The sequence below is a fragment of the Rhodococcus sp. JS3073 genome, from assembly GCF_026810085.1.
GTDB lineage: Bacteria > Actinomycetota > Actinomycetes > Mycobacteriales > Mycobacteriaceae > Rhodococcus_F > Rhodococcus_F wratislaviensis.
This window is the reverse complement of record NZ_CP113951.1, coordinates 2,648,112-2,662,106: the sequence shown is the minus strand read 5'-3', so window position 1 is coordinate 2,662,106 and position 13,995 is coordinate 2,648,112. Positions and strand designations below refer to the sequence as shown.

At 67.4% G+C, this 13,995-nt stretch carries 13 protein-coding genes; 10 read left to right on the top strand and 3 right to left on the bottom strand.

Annotated features, from left to right (window positions below; all coding sequences use genetic code 11):
- Positions 1–43: 43 nt before the first annotated feature.
- From OYT95_RS11915 to OYT95_RS11880, 8 genes are read left to right on the top strand one after another with little or no spacing between them, the layout of a single operon-like run.
- Positions 44–1,114 (top strand): ABC transporter substrate-binding protein, encoded by a 1,071-nt coding sequence (locus tag OYT95_RS11915; protein ID WP_037234607.1) that lies wholly within the window; start codon positions 44–46, stop codon positions 1,112–1,114.
- A gap of 38 nt (positions 1,115–1,152) precedes the next feature.
- Complete coding sequence (locus tag OYT95_RS11910) at positions 1,153–2,241, top strand: ABC transporter substrate-binding protein (RefSeq protein WP_268791536.1); 1,089 nt, start codon at positions 1,153–1,155, stop codon at positions 2,239–2,241.
- On the top strand, positions 2,238–3,074 hold the full coding sequence (locus OYT95_RS11905) for an ABC transporter ATP-binding protein (RefSeq protein WP_005244194.1): 837 nt from the start codon (positions 2,238–2,240) through the stop codon (positions 3,072–3,074). Before OYT95_RS11910 ends, OYT95_RS11905 begins: the two co-directional genes overlap by 4 nt.
- Positions 3,067–3,942 (top strand): ABC transporter permease, encoded by an 876-nt coding sequence (locus OYT95_RS11900; RefSeq protein WP_037234603.1) that lies wholly within the window; start codon positions 3,067–3,069, stop codon positions 3,940–3,942. The genes OYT95_RS11905 and OYT95_RS11900 overlap by 8 nt, the downstream gene beginning before the upstream one ends.
- Positions 3,943–3,966: 24 nt before the next feature.
- Positions 3,967–5,310, top strand: coding sequence for an LLM class flavin-dependent oxidoreductase (locus OYT95_RS11895; protein WP_128639873.1), 1,344 nt, complete (start codon positions 3,967–3,969; stop codon positions 5,308–5,310).
- Complete coding sequence (locus OYT95_RS11890; RefSeq protein ID WP_128639872.1) at positions 5,307–6,533, top strand: MFS transporter; 1,227 nt, start codon at positions 5,307–5,309, stop codon at positions 6,531–6,533. Before OYT95_RS11895 ends, OYT95_RS11890 begins: the two co-directional genes overlap by 4 nt.
- Positions 6,534–6,546: 13 nt before the next feature.
- Positions 6,547–7,536, top strand: coding sequence for an LLM class F420-dependent oxidoreductase (locus OYT95_RS11885; RefSeq protein WP_037234594.1), 990 nt, complete (start codon positions 6,547–6,549; stop codon positions 7,534–7,536).
- 47 nt (positions 7,537–7,583) lie between these two features.
- Positions 7,584–8,144, top strand: a complete 561-nt coding sequence (locus tag OYT95_RS11880; RefSeq protein WP_112301351.1) for a GNAT family N-acetyltransferase — start codon at positions 7,584–7,586, stop codon at positions 8,142–8,144.
- On the opposite strand, the gene OYT95_RS11875 is transcribed toward OYT95_RS11880, so the two are convergent.
- From OYT95_RS11875 to OYT95_RS11865, 3 genes are all read right to left on the bottom strand, one after another.
- Positions 8,141–9,050 (bottom strand): IS5 family transposase gene (locus OYT95_RS11875; protein ID WP_268791535.1). Its coding sequence is split into 2 segments (ribosomal slippage): positions 8,141–8,692 and positions 8,694–9,050, totalling 909 coding nucleotides; the frame shifts between segments, so codons are not numbered across the junction. The two genes, OYT95_RS11880 and OYT95_RS11875, sit on opposite strands and share 4 nt — an antisense overlap.
- Positions 9,051–9,108: 58 nt before the next feature.
- Positions 9,109–9,777 carry a DUF3239 domain-containing protein gene (locus OYT95_RS11870; RefSeq protein WP_128639870.1) on the bottom strand — a complete coding sequence of 223 codons (669 nt, stop codon included), beginning with the start codon at positions 9,775–9,777 and terminating at the stop codon, positions 9,109–9,111.
- Between the two features lie 37 nt (positions 9,778–9,814).
- The gene (locus OYT95_RS11865) at positions 9,815–11,494 is read right to left on the bottom strand and encodes a DNA repair helicase XPB (RefSeq protein WP_005244182.1); all 1,680 of its coding nucleotides are present in this window, start codon (positions 11,492–11,494) and stop codon (positions 9,815–9,817) included.
- Between the two features lie 174 nt (positions 11,495–11,668).
- On the opposite strand from OYT95_RS11865, the gene OYT95_RS11860 reads away from it, so the two are divergent.
- The gene (locus OYT95_RS11860; protein ID WP_112301163.1) at positions 11,669–12,430 is read left to right on the top strand and encodes an LppU/SCO3897 family protein; all 762 of its coding nucleotides are present in this window, start codon (positions 11,669–11,671) and stop codon (positions 12,428–12,430) included.
- Between the two features lie 146 nt (positions 12,431–12,576).
- Positions 12,577–13,788: an ROK family transcriptional regulator gene (locus OYT95_RS11855; protein WP_037234586.1), complete on the top strand. Its 1,212-nt coding sequence runs from the start codon at positions 12,577–12,579 to the stop codon at positions 13,786–13,788.
- The last annotated feature ends 207 nt before the right edge of the window (positions 13,789–13,995 follow it).

The following is a 13,995-nucleotide window of genomic DNA, read 5'->3' as shown; positions in this document are numbered from 1 at the left end:
CCGCTTCGTCGTCCGCGGGCATCACACACTAGGAAGACCTTCGATGATTCGTCCACGTTTCGCGCGGACTCTGGCCGCAGCGGCCGCCCTTCTCACGTTCACCAGCCTTGCTGTCGGGTGCTCCAGTTCCGAGACGACCACGACAGCCGACGGGAAGACCGTACTTCGCTACGAGGGGACCACGGGACAGGTCTCGTTCCCGGAACTCGCGGCCGACCTGGGCTACTACCAGAAGGTCGAACTGAACTGGATCGGCGACACGACCAGTGGGCCGCAGAGCATCCAGAATGCCGCCACGGGGCAGACCGACTTCGGTGGCGCGTTCAACGGTGCGGTGCTGAAGCTGGCCGCGGCCGATTCGCCGATCACGTCCGTCATCGGCTACTACGGCTCCGACAAGGAGACGTTCAACGGGTACTACGTGCTCGACGGAAGCCCGATCACGTCGGCACGTGACCTGATCGGCAAGAAGGTCGGGATGAACACGCTCGGTGCGCACCACGAGTTCCTCGTGCGTGAGTGGCTGGCGCGGGAAGGGCTGACCCCCGACGAGATCAAGCAGGTCGAGTTGACCGTCGTGCCGCCGGTGAACACCGAACAGGCGCTGCGGCAGGGTCAGATCGACGTCGGCACGCTCGGAAGCGTGTTCCGCGACAAGGCAGTCGAACGCGGCGGTATCCGCCCGCTGTTCACCGACGAATCCATCTTCGGGTCCTTCACCTACGGTTCGCTGCTGTTCCGCAACGACTTCATCGCGAAGAACAAGGACGCCGTCGCCGACTTCGTGCAGGGCACGGCCCGCGCCATCCGCTGGACCCAGACCACGCCCCGCGACGACGTGATCGCGAAATTCAAGGACATCATCACCAAGCGCGGCCGCAACGAGACCACCGATCTCGTCGGCTACTGGAAGTCGCCGGGTGTGGCGGGTCCCGGTGGCGTGATCACCGACAAGGAGATCCAGACCTGGATCGACTGGCTGGTCCGCAACGGCGAACTCGAGGACGGCAAGCTCACGCCCGCCGACGTCTACACCAACGAGTACAACCCGTATGCCAACGGCACGTACCCCGCCGACAGCGGCCCCGACGGACAAGCGCTGGCCGCCAAGTGAACTCCACCCCAGGTCCCCACGAGAAGAAAGTGACGTCGATGTCCCACTCCCGGTTCCGGCGCGGCGCCGTGCGCGCCCTCGCGGCGACCGCAGCACTGTTCACGGTGGCCTCGGGAGTGGCGGGGTGCGCCGGCACGTCGGATACCGCCACCACCGAGGACGGGAAGACGGTCCTGCGCTACCAGGGGTGGGCCGGGGACGTGGGATTCCACGAACTCGCCGAGGACCTGGGGTATTACGACAAGATCAAGCTCGAATGGGTCGGCGACACCACCAGCGGCCCGCAGGACATCCAGTCGGCGGCCACCGGTGACATCGAGTTCGGCTCGGCATTCAACGGAGCCGTCGTCAAGCTCAATGCTGCGGGGGCACCGATCACGTCGGTGCTGAGTTCCTACGGTGCGGATGCCGGCGAGTACACCGGATACTTCGTGCTGGACGGCAGCCCCATCCGCTCGGCGCGCGACCTGATCGGCAAGAAGGTCGGGATGAACACGCTCGGTGCGCACCACGAGTTCCTCGTCCGGGAGTGGCTGGCCCAGCAGGGGTTGACCCAGGACGAGATCAAGCAGGTGGAGCTGACCGTCGTCCCGCCGGTGAACAACGAAACGGCCCTGCGCGAAGGTCAGATCGATGTGGCTGCCATCAACGGCATCTACCGCGAAACAGCCCAGGAGCGTGGGGGTATCCGGCCGCTGTTCACGGACCGGGATCTGTTCGGCGCCTTCAGTTACGGAACCTACGTCGTGCGCGACGACTTCCTGGCGAAGAACAAGGACGCCGTTGCGGACTTCGTGCAGGGCACGGCCCGGGCCATCCGATGGACCCAGGTGACTCCGCGTGAGGAGGTCGTCGCACGGTTCAAGAGCATCATCGACAGGCGTGGCCGCAACGAGAGCGACGAGGCCATCGACTACTGGCGCAGCTCCGGCATTCCCGTCGCCGGGGCCGTGATCCAGGAGAAGGAGTTGCAGACCTGGATCGATTGGCTCGTCCGCAACGGTGAGCTCGACGAGGGCAAGTTGACCGCAACCGACCTCTACACCAACGAATTCAACCCGTACGCCAACGGCACGTTCCAGCCCGAGAGCGGGCCCGACGGAGAAGTACTGGAAGGACAGAAATGAGCACCACCGCTTCGAACCCCGATCGGGTTCAGACGCCCAAGCTCCGCCTCGAGCACGTCACCAAACAGTTCGACGTGCGCGGGTCGAAGGACAAGTTCACCGCGATCGAGGACATCGACATCGATCTCGCGGACGGCGAATTCCTCGTCCTCGTCGGGCCGAGTGGTTGCGGAAAGTCCACGCTGCTCGACCTGCTCGGCGGACTCAGCACCCCCACATCGGGCCGGATCCTGCTCGACGGTCAGCCGGTGACAGGGCCCGGTCTCGATCGCGGAATCGTCTTCCAGCAGTACGCACTCCTGCCGTGGCGCACGGCCCGGCACAACATCGAATTCGGGCTCGAGGCCAAGGGACTGCCCAAGAAGGAACGGCGCGAACTGGCCGAGCACTACCTCGAACTCGTCGGCCTGAAGGGCTTCGGCGACCGGTACCCGCACGAGCTGTCGGGTGGCATGAAGCAGCGCGTCGCGATCGCCCGCAGCCTCGCGTTCGACCCCGAGGTGCTGCTGATGGACGAGCCGTTCGCGGCGCTCGACGCGCAGACCCGTGAGTCGCTGCAGGACGAACTGCTGCGCATCTGGAAGGCCACCGGCAAGACCATCCTGTTCATCACGCACGGCATCGACGAGGCCATCTATCTCGGGCAGCGGGTCGCCGTCCTGACGTCGCGGCCCGGCCGGGTGAAGACGTTCGTGGACATCGACATCGACCGCAGCGGCGAGGACGTCCGGTCCAACGAGCAGTTCCGGCACTACCGCCACCGCATCTGGACGCTGCTGCACGGCGAAGTGGAGCGTGCACAGGTAATCGAGAAGGAGGAAGCACATGTCTAGCGCACTCGCGTCACCGGAAGCTCCCGTCGCAATCGATCGACCCGGGACCTCGGCTCCGACGCCTCCTTCCACCCCGCCGGAGCCGGGTGCCGTCCAGCGTGCCGGTGCGGCACTGGGTCCGATCGCCTGGCGGATCCTCAAGCCGTCCGTTGCGATCGTCGCGTTCCTGGCGCTGTGGGAGATCGCTCCCCGAGTCGGGCTCGTCGACGAGGTGTTCCTTCCCCCGTTCACTACGGTGGTCGAGGCGTTCTTCGACCTGGTTCAGAGCGGTGAGCTGTGGCAGCACGTGTCCGCCAGCCTCTCCCGCGCCCTGATCGGCTTCTTCGTTGCCGTCGTGATCGCGATCCCGCTGGGTATCGCGATCGCCTGGTACCGCCCGGTGTCGGACTTCCTGAACCCGATCCTGGAGCTGTTCCGCAACACGGCGGCGCTGGCGTTGCTCCCCGTGTTCATCCTGATCCTCGGCATCGGTGAGGAGTCCAAGATCGCCCTGGTGATCTACGCGTGCACCTTCCCGATCCTGCTGAACACGATCTCCGGTGTGCGCACCGTCGACCCGTTGCTGATCAAGTCGGCGTCCTCGCTGGGACTGTCGCCCGTGCGCCTGTTCCAGAAAGTGGTGCTGCCCGCCGCCGTTCCCACCATCTTCACCGGAATCCGCATGGCCGCGGCGTCGTCGATCCTCGTGCTGATCGCCGCCGAGATGGTCGGGGCCAAGGCCGGCCTCGGCTACCTGATCACGGCCTCCCAGTTCAACTTCCAGATCCCCAACATGTATGCGGGCATCGTCGCCATCTCGGTTCTCGGGCTGACGCTCAACGCCGTTCTCGTACTGATCGAACGCAGGCTGTCCCGCTGGCGGGTCTAGTCACTTACCGGAAAAGAAAACCACATGTCACAGGATTCCCAGTTCCACCTCAACGCGTTTCTCATGGGTGTGGGACATCACGAGGCGGCGTGGCGCCATCCCCGTACCGAGGCGCACCGCGTACTGGACGTCGCGCACTTCCAGGAACTCGGCCGGATCGCGGAGCGGGGCAAACTAGATTCGGTGTTCTTCGCCGACGGTCTCGCCGTCGGACCGCGGATCAAGCACAACACGCAGGCGATCTTCGAGCCCGTCACATTGCTGTCGGCGATCGCCGTCGCCACCGAACACGTGGGGCTGATCGCCACTGCCTCCACCAGTTACTCCGACCCGTACAACCTGGCGCGCAAGTTCACGTCGCTCGACCACATCAGCGGCGGCCGTGCGGGGTGGAACATCGTGACCTCGGCCGGTGCGGACGAGGCGGCGAACTTCGGCGTCGACGGCATCCCCGCGCACAGCGGACGGTACGAGCGCGCAGAGGAATTCGTCGACGTCACGCTCGCCCTGTGGGACAGCTGGGAGGACGGCGCGGTGGTCCTCGACCAGGAGACCGGCGTGTTCGCCGACCCCGGCAAGGTTCACACCATCGACCACGACGGACCGCGGTTCCGGGTCAAGGGGCCGCTGAACTCGCCGAGGTCCGCCCAGGGCAGGCCGCTGCTGGTACAGGCCGGATCGTCCGAGAGTGGCAAGGAGTTCGCCGCGCGGTACGCCGAGGCCGTGTTCACCGCCCAGCGCACCCTGGAGCAGGGTCAGGAGTTCTACCGCGACCTCAAGGCGCGTGTCGTCAAGCACGGCCGGAATGCCGGCGAATTGAAGGTGCTGCCCGGCATCGTGCCGTTCATCGCGGACACCGAGGAGGAGGCGAAGGCGCTCGAGCAGTCGTTCACCGACCTGATCTCGCCCGAGTACTCGCTGCGGCAGCTGTCGACGATGCTCGGTGTCGACCTCACGAAGCATTCCCTCGACGCCCCGCTTCCGCCACTTCCTCCGCTGGACGAGATCCAGGGCAACAAGAGCCGGTACCAGCTGGTGAAGGATCTCGCCGCGGACGGTTCGCTCACCGTCCGGCAACTGATCGGGCTGCTCGGCGGCGGACGCGGGCACCGCACGTTCGCCGGAACCCCGGAACAGGTGGCCGACGAGCTGCAGACGTGGTTCGAGCAGGGTGCGGCCGACGGCTTCAACATCATGCCGCCCTACCTGCCCGGCGGACTGGACGACTTCGTCGACCGTGTCGTCCCGATCCTGCAGCAGCGCGGACTGTTCCGGACGGAGTACACGGCGACCACCCTGCGCGGTCACTACGGTCTCACGGACATCGGCAACCGGTTCGCGGGCGCGGTCGACGAAGCGAGCGCATGAGCGGCGAGACCGGTCTGAAACCTCTCGTCACCACCGTCTTCGTCCCCGCCGCGATCTTCGGCATCGGCCAGGGGGCCGCCGCCCCGGTCATGGCACTGACGGCCCGCGAACTGGGTGCGTCCGTCGCCGTGTCCGGGCTGATCGTCGCGGTCGTCGGGCTCGGCGCCGTCCTGGGCGACCTGCCCGCGGGCCGGATCGTCGCCAAATTCGGGGAGCGGCGGTCCATCATCGGCGGCAGTACCGTCGGCGCCGCCGGAGTGCTGGTCTGTCTGCTCGCGCAGACACCCTGGATGCTCGGTGTGGGCGCACTGCTGACCGGGCTCGCCAACGCCGTGTGGGGGCTGGCCCGCCAGAGCTACCTGGCCGACGCCGTGCCGATCGGGCTGCGCGCTCGGGCGATGTCGTCGTTCGCGGCGATGTGGCGGCTCGGCTTCTTCGTGGGACCGCTCCTCGGAGCCGCCGTGATCCTGGTGGTCGGCGCCCGCGGCGGGTTCATGGTGCAGTTCGTCGGCGTCGTGCTGTCCGGGTGGCTGATGTCGAGGGTCCCCGACCCGCCGAGGCGCCACGCAGGCACCGCCGGCACACACGCAACGCTGCCGTCGATTCTGCGCCGGCACCGGAAGTTGCTGGCCACCCTCGGCGCCGGATCGCTCCTGATGGGTGCGGCCCGCGCCTCGCGGGAAGCGGTGCTGCCGCTGTGGGCTGCCCATCTCGGACTAGATGCCGCCCAGGTCAGCCTCGTCTTCGGAGTCGGAGCGGCCGTCGATCTGCTGTGCTCGTATCCGGCCGGACACTTCATGGACCGATACGGCCGCCGGTTCATCGCGGTGCCGTCGCTGCTGGTGATCGGGGTGTCGTACCTGGTGCTGCCGCTCTCGCACGACCTTGTGTCGATCGGGGCCGTCGCCGTCGTGATGGGAATCGGCAACGGCCTCGGCAACGGCGTCATCATGACGCTCGGCGCCGACATCGCCCCACCGGCGACGCGCGCCGAATTCCTCGCCGCCTGGCGGCTCACCCACGACACCGGCATGTTCGCCGGGCCCTTCGGGGTCGGCGCGCTCGCCGCGGTGGTCCCGCTCGGGGCTGCCGTCGCCGCGATCGGGGGAGCGGCGCTGGTCGGCGCCGGACTCCTGTTCCGGTTCATCCCTGTCTATTCCCCGTGGCCACCGCCGCCCGCGTCGGAGCCCGATTCCTCACCGCTCGAAAAACAGGAAGCATAGGTACATTCGTTTCATGCGCTTCGGATTGTTCGTTCCTCAAGGTTGGCGTCTGGATCTCGTCGGAATCGATCCCTCGGATCAGTGGTCGGTGATGCGCGACTTCGCGTTGCGCGCCGATCAGGGTTCGTCCTGGGATTCACTGTGGGTCTACGACCACTTCCATACCGTCCCGGCACCGACGGAGGAGGCCACGCACGAGGCGTGGACCCTCATGTCCGCGTTCGCGGCGGTCACGTCGCGGGTGCGTCTCGGTCAGATGTGCACGGCGATGAGCTACCGCAACCCGGCCTACCTCGCGAAGGTCGCCGCCACCACCGACCTCATCTCGGGGGGACGCGTCGAGATGGGTATCGGCGGCGGCTGGTACGAGCACGAGTGGCAGGCGTACGGGTACGGGTTCCCCTCTGCCGGTGTACGTCTCGGCCGTCTCGACGAGGGCGTGCAGATCATGCGGCAGGCCTGGACCAACGGCGTCGCAACCCTCGAAGGCAAGCACTACCAGGTCGACGGAGCCATCGTCCGCCCACTTCCGTTGCAGGAAGGCGGCATTCCGCTGTGGATCGCCGGCGGCGGCGAGAAGGTGACGTTGAAGATCGCGGCAAAGTACGCGCAGTACACCAACTTCGACGGCACGCCCGAGGGCTTCGCGCAGAAATCCGAAATCCTGCGGAAACACTGCGACACCGTCGGCACCGACTTCGACGCCATCACCCGCTCGGCGAACTACAACGTCGCGATCGGCACCACCGAGGCGGAGGTCGAGCAGCGGTTGCTCACCCTGAAGGACCGGCTCACCCCCCACGTCGGCGCCGAGGCAGCCGAAGGTGCGCTGGGAGCCTTCCGCGGTATGCCCGGTGTGGGAACACCGGAGCAGATCGTCGAGAAACTGTCGGCGCTGAAGGAACTGGGCCTGTCCTACGGCATCTTCTACTTCCCCGAAGCCGCCTACGACACCTCGGGCATCGAACTGTTCGAGAAGGAGGTCCTGCCCGCGCTGCGCTGACAGCGTGCCGACGGGCAGGGTGGTTCGCCGGGCATAGAGTGGCGGGCATGTTCGTCGTCACCCTCGCCGCCGACAACGTTTGGCTGAGCCCGCCGGTCGTCACCGACGTCGACGCGATCTGCGCGGCGTGCAGCGAACCGTCGATAGCCGAGTGGACGACGATGCCCGCCCCGTATGCCCGCTCGGACGCCGAGCAGTTCGTGCGGCAGACGGTGCCGTCCGGGTGGGCGGATCGCAGTCCCACCTGGGCGCTGCGGGAACGCGAGGACGGTCCCGTGCTGGGGATGATCGGCCTGATGGCGCGGGACGTGACGGCTGCGGAGATCGGATACTGGCTGTCGCCGGCCGCACGGTCGCGGGGCCTCATGACGACGGCGGTGAACCTGGTGTGCGATTTCGCGTTTCGGCCGGACGGCATGGGGCTCGAACGCATCGAATGGCGCGCGTTCGTCGGCAACCTAGACTCGGCGGCGGTCGCCCGCCGGGTCGGCTTCCGGTTCGAGGGCGTCCAGCGCGCCGGACTCGTGCAGCGCGGCGTCCGGCGTGATTCGTGGGTGGCCGCCCTGCTCGCCGCCGACCCGCGGCAACCGGCCGAAGGCTGGCCCTAGGACATGTCTCCCAATAACTTGAGCCACTCGACGATGCCGGCGAGCAGGAATCCGGCGCGGTAGGTGAGGGCGAGTTTGTCGTAGCGGGTGGCCACCGCACGCCACTGTTTCGCCTTGTTGAAGGCCCGTTCGACCACGTTGCGCCCCTTGTAGGACTCCGGGTCGAAGTTCGGTGGCCGCCCGCCCGCGCGGCCCTTGTTCACCCGGTTCGCTGCCTGATCGGTCTTCTCGGGGATTACCGCCTTGATGCCTCTGCTGCGCAGCAGTTCCCGGTTTGCCCGTGATGAGTACGCCTTGTCGGCCCGGACCTCGTCGGGGCGCGTGCGGTGCGCTCCGCCGGCGAGCCGCGGGACGCAGATGCCCTCCAGCACGTGGGCGAACATCGGACTGTCACCGGCTTGGCCTGGGCCGACCAGCACCGACAGCGGGCGCCCGTGACCGTCGCACGCCAGGTGCGCCTTGCTGGTCAACCCGCCCCTCGACCGGCCGATGCCGTGATCGGCAGGCTCGTCACGCAGGTTCGTGTAATTCGGTAGATCCCCCTGTGTGGCGGGCGGCGTTCGCACCGTGCTGATGGACCCGGACCACTGTGGAATCGACCGAGACCGCCCAGTCCAGGTTCCCGCCGGCGTCGGCCATCGCGACCAGAGCCGTCAGCACCCGATCCCAGGTTCCGTCTCCGGCGTAGCGGCGATGTCGCTTCCACACCGTCTTCCACGGCCCGAAATGCGACGGGAGATCTCGCCAGGGCAACCCGGTCCGCAGTCGATACAGCATCCCCTCGACCACCACACGATTGTTCCGGAACTTCCGCCCCCGGAGCCCGTCGGAACTGGGCAACAGCAGCGCGAGCAACTCCCACTGCTTGTCCGTCAACACCTCAAACCGATCAACAACGTCTGCCACACCGAAGAGTCTGCAGCACAACACCACAAATCATTGGGAGACACACCCTAGCGGCCGATCAGCGCAGGCCCTCCGGAAGGTCGTGCTCGGACACCGCGACTCGCTGGTCGGGGCTGGTCCGGATGTGCTCCGACTCGGCGATCCGACTCTGCAGGAAGTCCCACTCGGCCTGATCGATGGCGTCCTCCGCGCGGGAACGCACGGCCGCGTCGCGGGTGCCCCACGCGATCGGCATCGGGCTGACCATCTCCCACGTGGCGGCGTCGCTGTGGGTGCTGCGGTCGTTCAGCAGTGCGACGGACGGCACCCTGTCGCCCACCCTCTGCTTCTGACCGGAACGGATCGGGACGTTGCGGGTGACGAGCGCGTACGACGTCCGGCCCGCGGAGGGCTTCGCGACGTCGATCAGCGACAGCAGAGTGACCGCACGGGGATGGACCTCCGAGACGACGGCAGGCACCAGGGGGCTCTTCGCGTACAGCTCCTCGATGCTGCCGACCTTCTTCGGCACCCAGAACGCCACCCACACGGACGTCAGTGCGGCGATCGCCACGACGACACCGAGGATGATCGACCAGGGGTGGGCGAGCAGGATCAGACCGACAGCGGCGGCCGCGAACAGCAGCGCCACCACGATCGCCGACACCTGCAGGCGTCGCATGTCGGCGAACGTCTGGTTGACAGACTTCGCGTAGGGCCGGTCGACGGTGAACTCGAAATGTCGCACGGCCCCAGCTTAGATCCCCCGGTCCGGGGGACGGCGGTTACCCGATGGCCGGGCCCAGTAGGTCGTCGGCGTCGGTGATCCGGTACGCGTACCCCTGCTCGGCGAGGAAGCGCTGCCGGTGGGCGGCGTACTCGGCGTCGAGCGTGTCGCGCGCCACCACCGAGTAGAAGTGCGCCTGGCCGCCGTCGTGCTTCGGTCGCAGCAGGCGGCCCAGCCGCTGGGCCTCCTCCTGGCGTGAGCCGAACGTGCCCGAAACCTGGACGGCGACAGATGCTTCCGGCAAGTCGATCGAGAAGTTCGCGACCTTGCTGACGACCAGCGTCTGGATCTCGCCCGCCCGGAACCGGTCGAACAGTTCCTCGCGCTCCTTGTTCTTGGTCGACCCCTTGATGACCGGGGCGTTCAACGCCTCACCCAGTTCGTCGAGCTGGTCGAGGTACGCGCCGATGATCAACGTCGGTGCGTCGGTGTGCCGCTCCAGGATCGACTTCACCACCGCGATCTTGGTGTGCGCGGTGGAACACAGCTTGTACCGCTCGTCGGGCTCGGCGACGGCGTAGGACATCCGTTCGGCGTCCGTCAGCGTCACCCGCACCTCCACGCAGTCGGCGGGAGCGATCCACCCCTGCGCCTCGATGTCCTTCCACGGCGCGTCGTACCGCTTGGGGCCGATCAGCGAGAACACGTCGCCCTCGCGGCCGTCCTCGCGCACCAGCGTGGCGGTGAGGCCGAGGCGTCGACGGGACTGCAGGTCGGCGGTCATGCGGAACACCGGGGCGGGCAGGAGGTGCACCTCGTCGTAGATCACGAGACCCCAGTCGCGGGAATCGAAGAGTTCGAGATGCTTGTATTCGCCCTTGGTGCGCCGGGTGATCACCTGGTACGTGGCGATCGTGACCGGGCGGATCTCCTTGCGCTCGCCCGAGTACTCGCCGATCTCCTCCTCGGTGAGCGATGTGCGCGCGATCAGCTCACGCTTCCACTGCCGTCCCGCGACGGTGTTCGTCACCAGGATCAACGTGGTCGCCTTCGCCTTGGCCATCGCCGCCGCACCGACCATCGTCTTACCCGCACCACAGGGCAGGACGACGACGCCGGACCCACCCGCCCAGAACGAGTCGGCGGCCATCTCCTGGTAGTCGCGCAGGTGCCACTGGCCGTCCGCGGACCCGGGGGACGTGCCGTCGAAGTCCAGGTCGATGGCGTGCGCCTCGCCGTCCACGTACCCGGCGAGGTCCTCCGCCGGCCAGCCGACCTTGAGGAGCAACTGCTTGAGGCGGCCGCGCTCGCTCGGGTGGACCACGACCGTGTCGTCGTCGACGCGGGCACCGAGCATCGGGGCGATCTTCTTGTGCCGGGTCACCTCGGTGAGGACCGCGCGGTCCAGGCTGACCAGCGTCAGACCGTGGGCCGGGTTCTTCACCAGTTGGAGGCGCCCGTACCGGGCCATCGTGTCGACGATGTCGACCAGCAGCGGCTGGGGCACCGCGTACCGGGAGAAGTTGACCAGCGCATCGACCACCTGCTCGGCGTCGTGTCCGGCGGCGCGTGCGTTCCACAGGGCCAGCGGGGTGATGCGGTAGGTGTGGACGTGTTCGGGCGCGCGCTCGAGTTCCGCGAACGGCGCGATCGCCTGGCGGGCGTCGTTCGCGCGTTCGTGATCGACCTCCAACAGCAGGGTCTTGTCGGATTGGACGATCAACGGTCCGTCGGTCACGGAAGCCTCCTCGAAAATGCGGTGCCGGATGTAGCCAGCCTGTCCATTGTCCTGATCTGAGCGACACCGCGCCACGTCGCGGCCTTCGACGCGGCCCGATACCTGCACATCCGCGGCGGTCGGGGCCTAAATTGAGGGGCAGCCGGATGGATCGACCCAGAGACGAGGCTCGCGATGACCCAGCCCCCCGACGACCCCCACCGTCGCGATCCGAACGTCCCCGGCGAACCGCCGAACAACCCGCAGCAACCGTACCCGCAGGGTGGGCCGCAGCAGCCGTACCAGCAGGGCCAGTACCCGCAGCAGCCGTACCCGCAGGGGCAATACGCCCAGCAACCCGGCCAGTATCCGCCCGGCCAGTACGGGCAGCAGCCTGGCCAGTACCCGCCCGGCCAGTATCCGCCGCCGCCGAAGAAATCGCGGAAGGGGCTGTTCATCACCCTCGGCGTCGTCGCCGTCGTGATCCTCGCCGCCATCGCCGCGTTCGCTGTGTTCGCCGTCAAGAGCGCCGACAAGAACGCTCTCGACGTCGGCGACTGCCTCTTCTTCGAGTCCGCGTCGACGACCGCGGCCGACACCTCACACGAGAAGCGGGACTGCTCCGACAGCGAGGCCACGTACGAGGTGGCGCAGAAGAACGACGGCGACGTCCAGTGCGCGGAGGACTACTTCTCCTACACCCTCGTGAGCGAGGGTGACGACGTGCAGACCACGCTCTGCCTCGTTCCGAACATGATCGAGGGGTCCTGCTACCTGCTCGAGGACGACGGCCGGATCGTGCCGTCCGACTGCACCGACATGCAGACCGTCAAGGTCGTCAGACGCGCGGACGGCCAGAACGACGAGACCCTCTGCAACGAGTTCGACAACGCATTCCCCATCGCGTTCTCCGAACCCGAGCGCACCTATTGCATCGAGGTCAATCTCGGTGGCTAGGGTCCTGTGAGTACTCATTGACCGCCCGGCGCTGACAAGTACTCACGGGAGTTAAATTCACGGGTATCTGGTCCGTTGAAGTGCACGTTCCCCTTCGATAGCGTTCGAGATCAAGCAAATCACGGCGCGCGGGGAAGGTGGGAACGATGGCGCGAACCCAGCCCGACACCCGGCGTGGTGCCGGTCGTTCCGGCGCCAGCGCGGGCACGGTGCTGCGTACCGTCCTCGACCGCGGGCCGATCGCGCGCAGCACGATCGCCCGGGTCACCGGGCTCTCACCCGCGACGGTGACCACCGCCAGTGCACAGCTCGTCGAACGCGGCCTACTGCGGGAACTGCCGGAGATCGCGGGCCCCACCGGGTTGGGACGGCCACATGTGCCGGTGGACCTCGACGACACCCGTTACGTCGTCTACGGAATCCATCTGGCGATCACCCACGTGACCACTGCATTGCTCGACCTCCGCGGGCGGGTGCTGGCGCGATCCCGCGATCCGCACTTCGGGCTGGGACCGGCCGAGATCCTGCGGAACGCCGTGACGACCCTCGAGGCGCTGGCCGCAGGGCACGGTGACGTGTCCGTCCCGATCGGCGTCGGTTTCGCGGCCGGCGGCTGGATCGACTCCGAATCCGGTGTGGTGCGTGAGCATCCGATCCCGGGGTGGAACGGGTACCCGGTCCGGGCGGATCTCGAGCACCGCACGGGGCTCGACGTTCGGATGGATTCGCACGCGCGCGCCCTCATCGACGCCGAGGTGTTGTTCGGGGAGCCGAGGGCGCGGGACAGCGTCGTGCAGCTCTTCGTCGGGAACGTGGTGGACGCTGCGTTCGCGACCGGAGGCGTGGTCCACCACGGTCCTCGCGCGGCGGCAGGCGCGGTGGCGCACGTGCCCGTCGAGAACAGTGTCGAGGAGTGCACCTGCGGGCGTACCGGATGCGTGCAGGCCACCCTGTCGGATCGGGTGCTGGTGCGCAGGGCGATGCAGCTCGGCATCATCGAGCGGCCGGTCTTCGGCGACCTTCTCGACGCGGGGCGACGTCGGCAGCCGGCGGCCCTGGCACTGTTCGAGGAACGGGCGCACGGCGTGGGGGTGGTGGCGGCGCGTCTGCTCGATCTGTTCAATCCCGAGGTTCTGATCGTCTGCGACCAAGGCGTGAGCCGGATTCCGGGGACCCTCGACACGGTTCGGCGGGCAGTCGGGGAGTCGTCGGCGACGTGTGACGACCCCTCTCTGTCGGTGCTGTCCACCAGTTTTCCCGGGAGGGCATTGCCGGTATCCGCCGGCTCGGTGATCCTCGCGGAGCTCTACCGGGCACCTCTCACCAGCTTCGTGCGGCCGCTGGCCGGCATATCGTGACATGTATCACAGAGCCGGAGTTAATTCGGTGGGAAGCAATGTTGACGTCGATTGCACTGGATCGCAAGGATATTGGTGTGAACACCACCATGGCGGACAGCGTGCGTACTTTCTCGTGTCGCTCCGAGTCCTGTTGTCGCCGCACGCGACCGGGTCGCATCTGACGTCTCCGCGCTGACCCCGGCGGACGCTCGAAACACCGTTCCG

Excerpts from the sequence above, each read along its gene's own strand:
- OYT95_RS11910 (WP_268791536.1), top strand. The coding sequence starts at position 1,153 with ATGTCCCACTCCCGGTTCCGGCGCGGCGCCGTGCGCGCCCTCGCGGCG.
- OYT95_RS11885 (WP_037234594.1), top strand. The coding sequence starts at position 6,547 with ATGCGCTTCGGATTGTTCGTTCCTCAAGGTTGGCGTCTGGATCTCGTC.
- OYT95_RS11860 (WP_112301163.1), top strand. The coding sequence starts at position 11,669 with ATGACCCAGCCCCCCGACGACCCCCACCGTCGCGATCCGAACGTCCCC.
- OYT95_RS11915 (WP_037234607.1), top strand. The coding sequence starts at position 44 with ATGATTCGTCCACGTTTCGCGCGGACTCTGGCCGCAGCGGCCGCCCTT.
- OYT95_RS11905 (WP_005244194.1), top strand. The coding sequence starts at position 2,238 with ATGAGCACCACCGCTTCGAACCCCGATCGGGTTCAGACGCCCAAGCTC.
- OYT95_RS11890 (WP_128639872.1), top strand. The coding sequence starts at position 5,307 with ATGAGCGGCGAGACCGGTCTGAAACCTCTCGTCACCACCGTCTTCGTC.
- OYT95_RS11895 (WP_128639873.1), top strand. The coding sequence starts at position 3,967 with ATGTCACAGGATTCCCAGTTCCACCTCAACGCGTTTCTCATGGGTGTG.
- OYT95_RS11855 (WP_037234586.1), top strand. The coding sequence starts at position 12,577 with ATGGCGCGAACCCAGCCCGACACCCGGCGTGGTGCCGGTCGTTCCGGC.
- OYT95_RS11880 (WP_112301351.1), top strand. The coding sequence starts at position 7,584 with ATGTTCGTCGTCACCCTCGCCGCCGACAACGTTTGGCTGAGCCCGCCG.
- OYT95_RS11900 (WP_037234603.1), top strand. The coding sequence starts at position 3,067 with ATGTCTAGCGCACTCGCGTCACCGGAAGCTCCCGTCGCAATCGATCGA.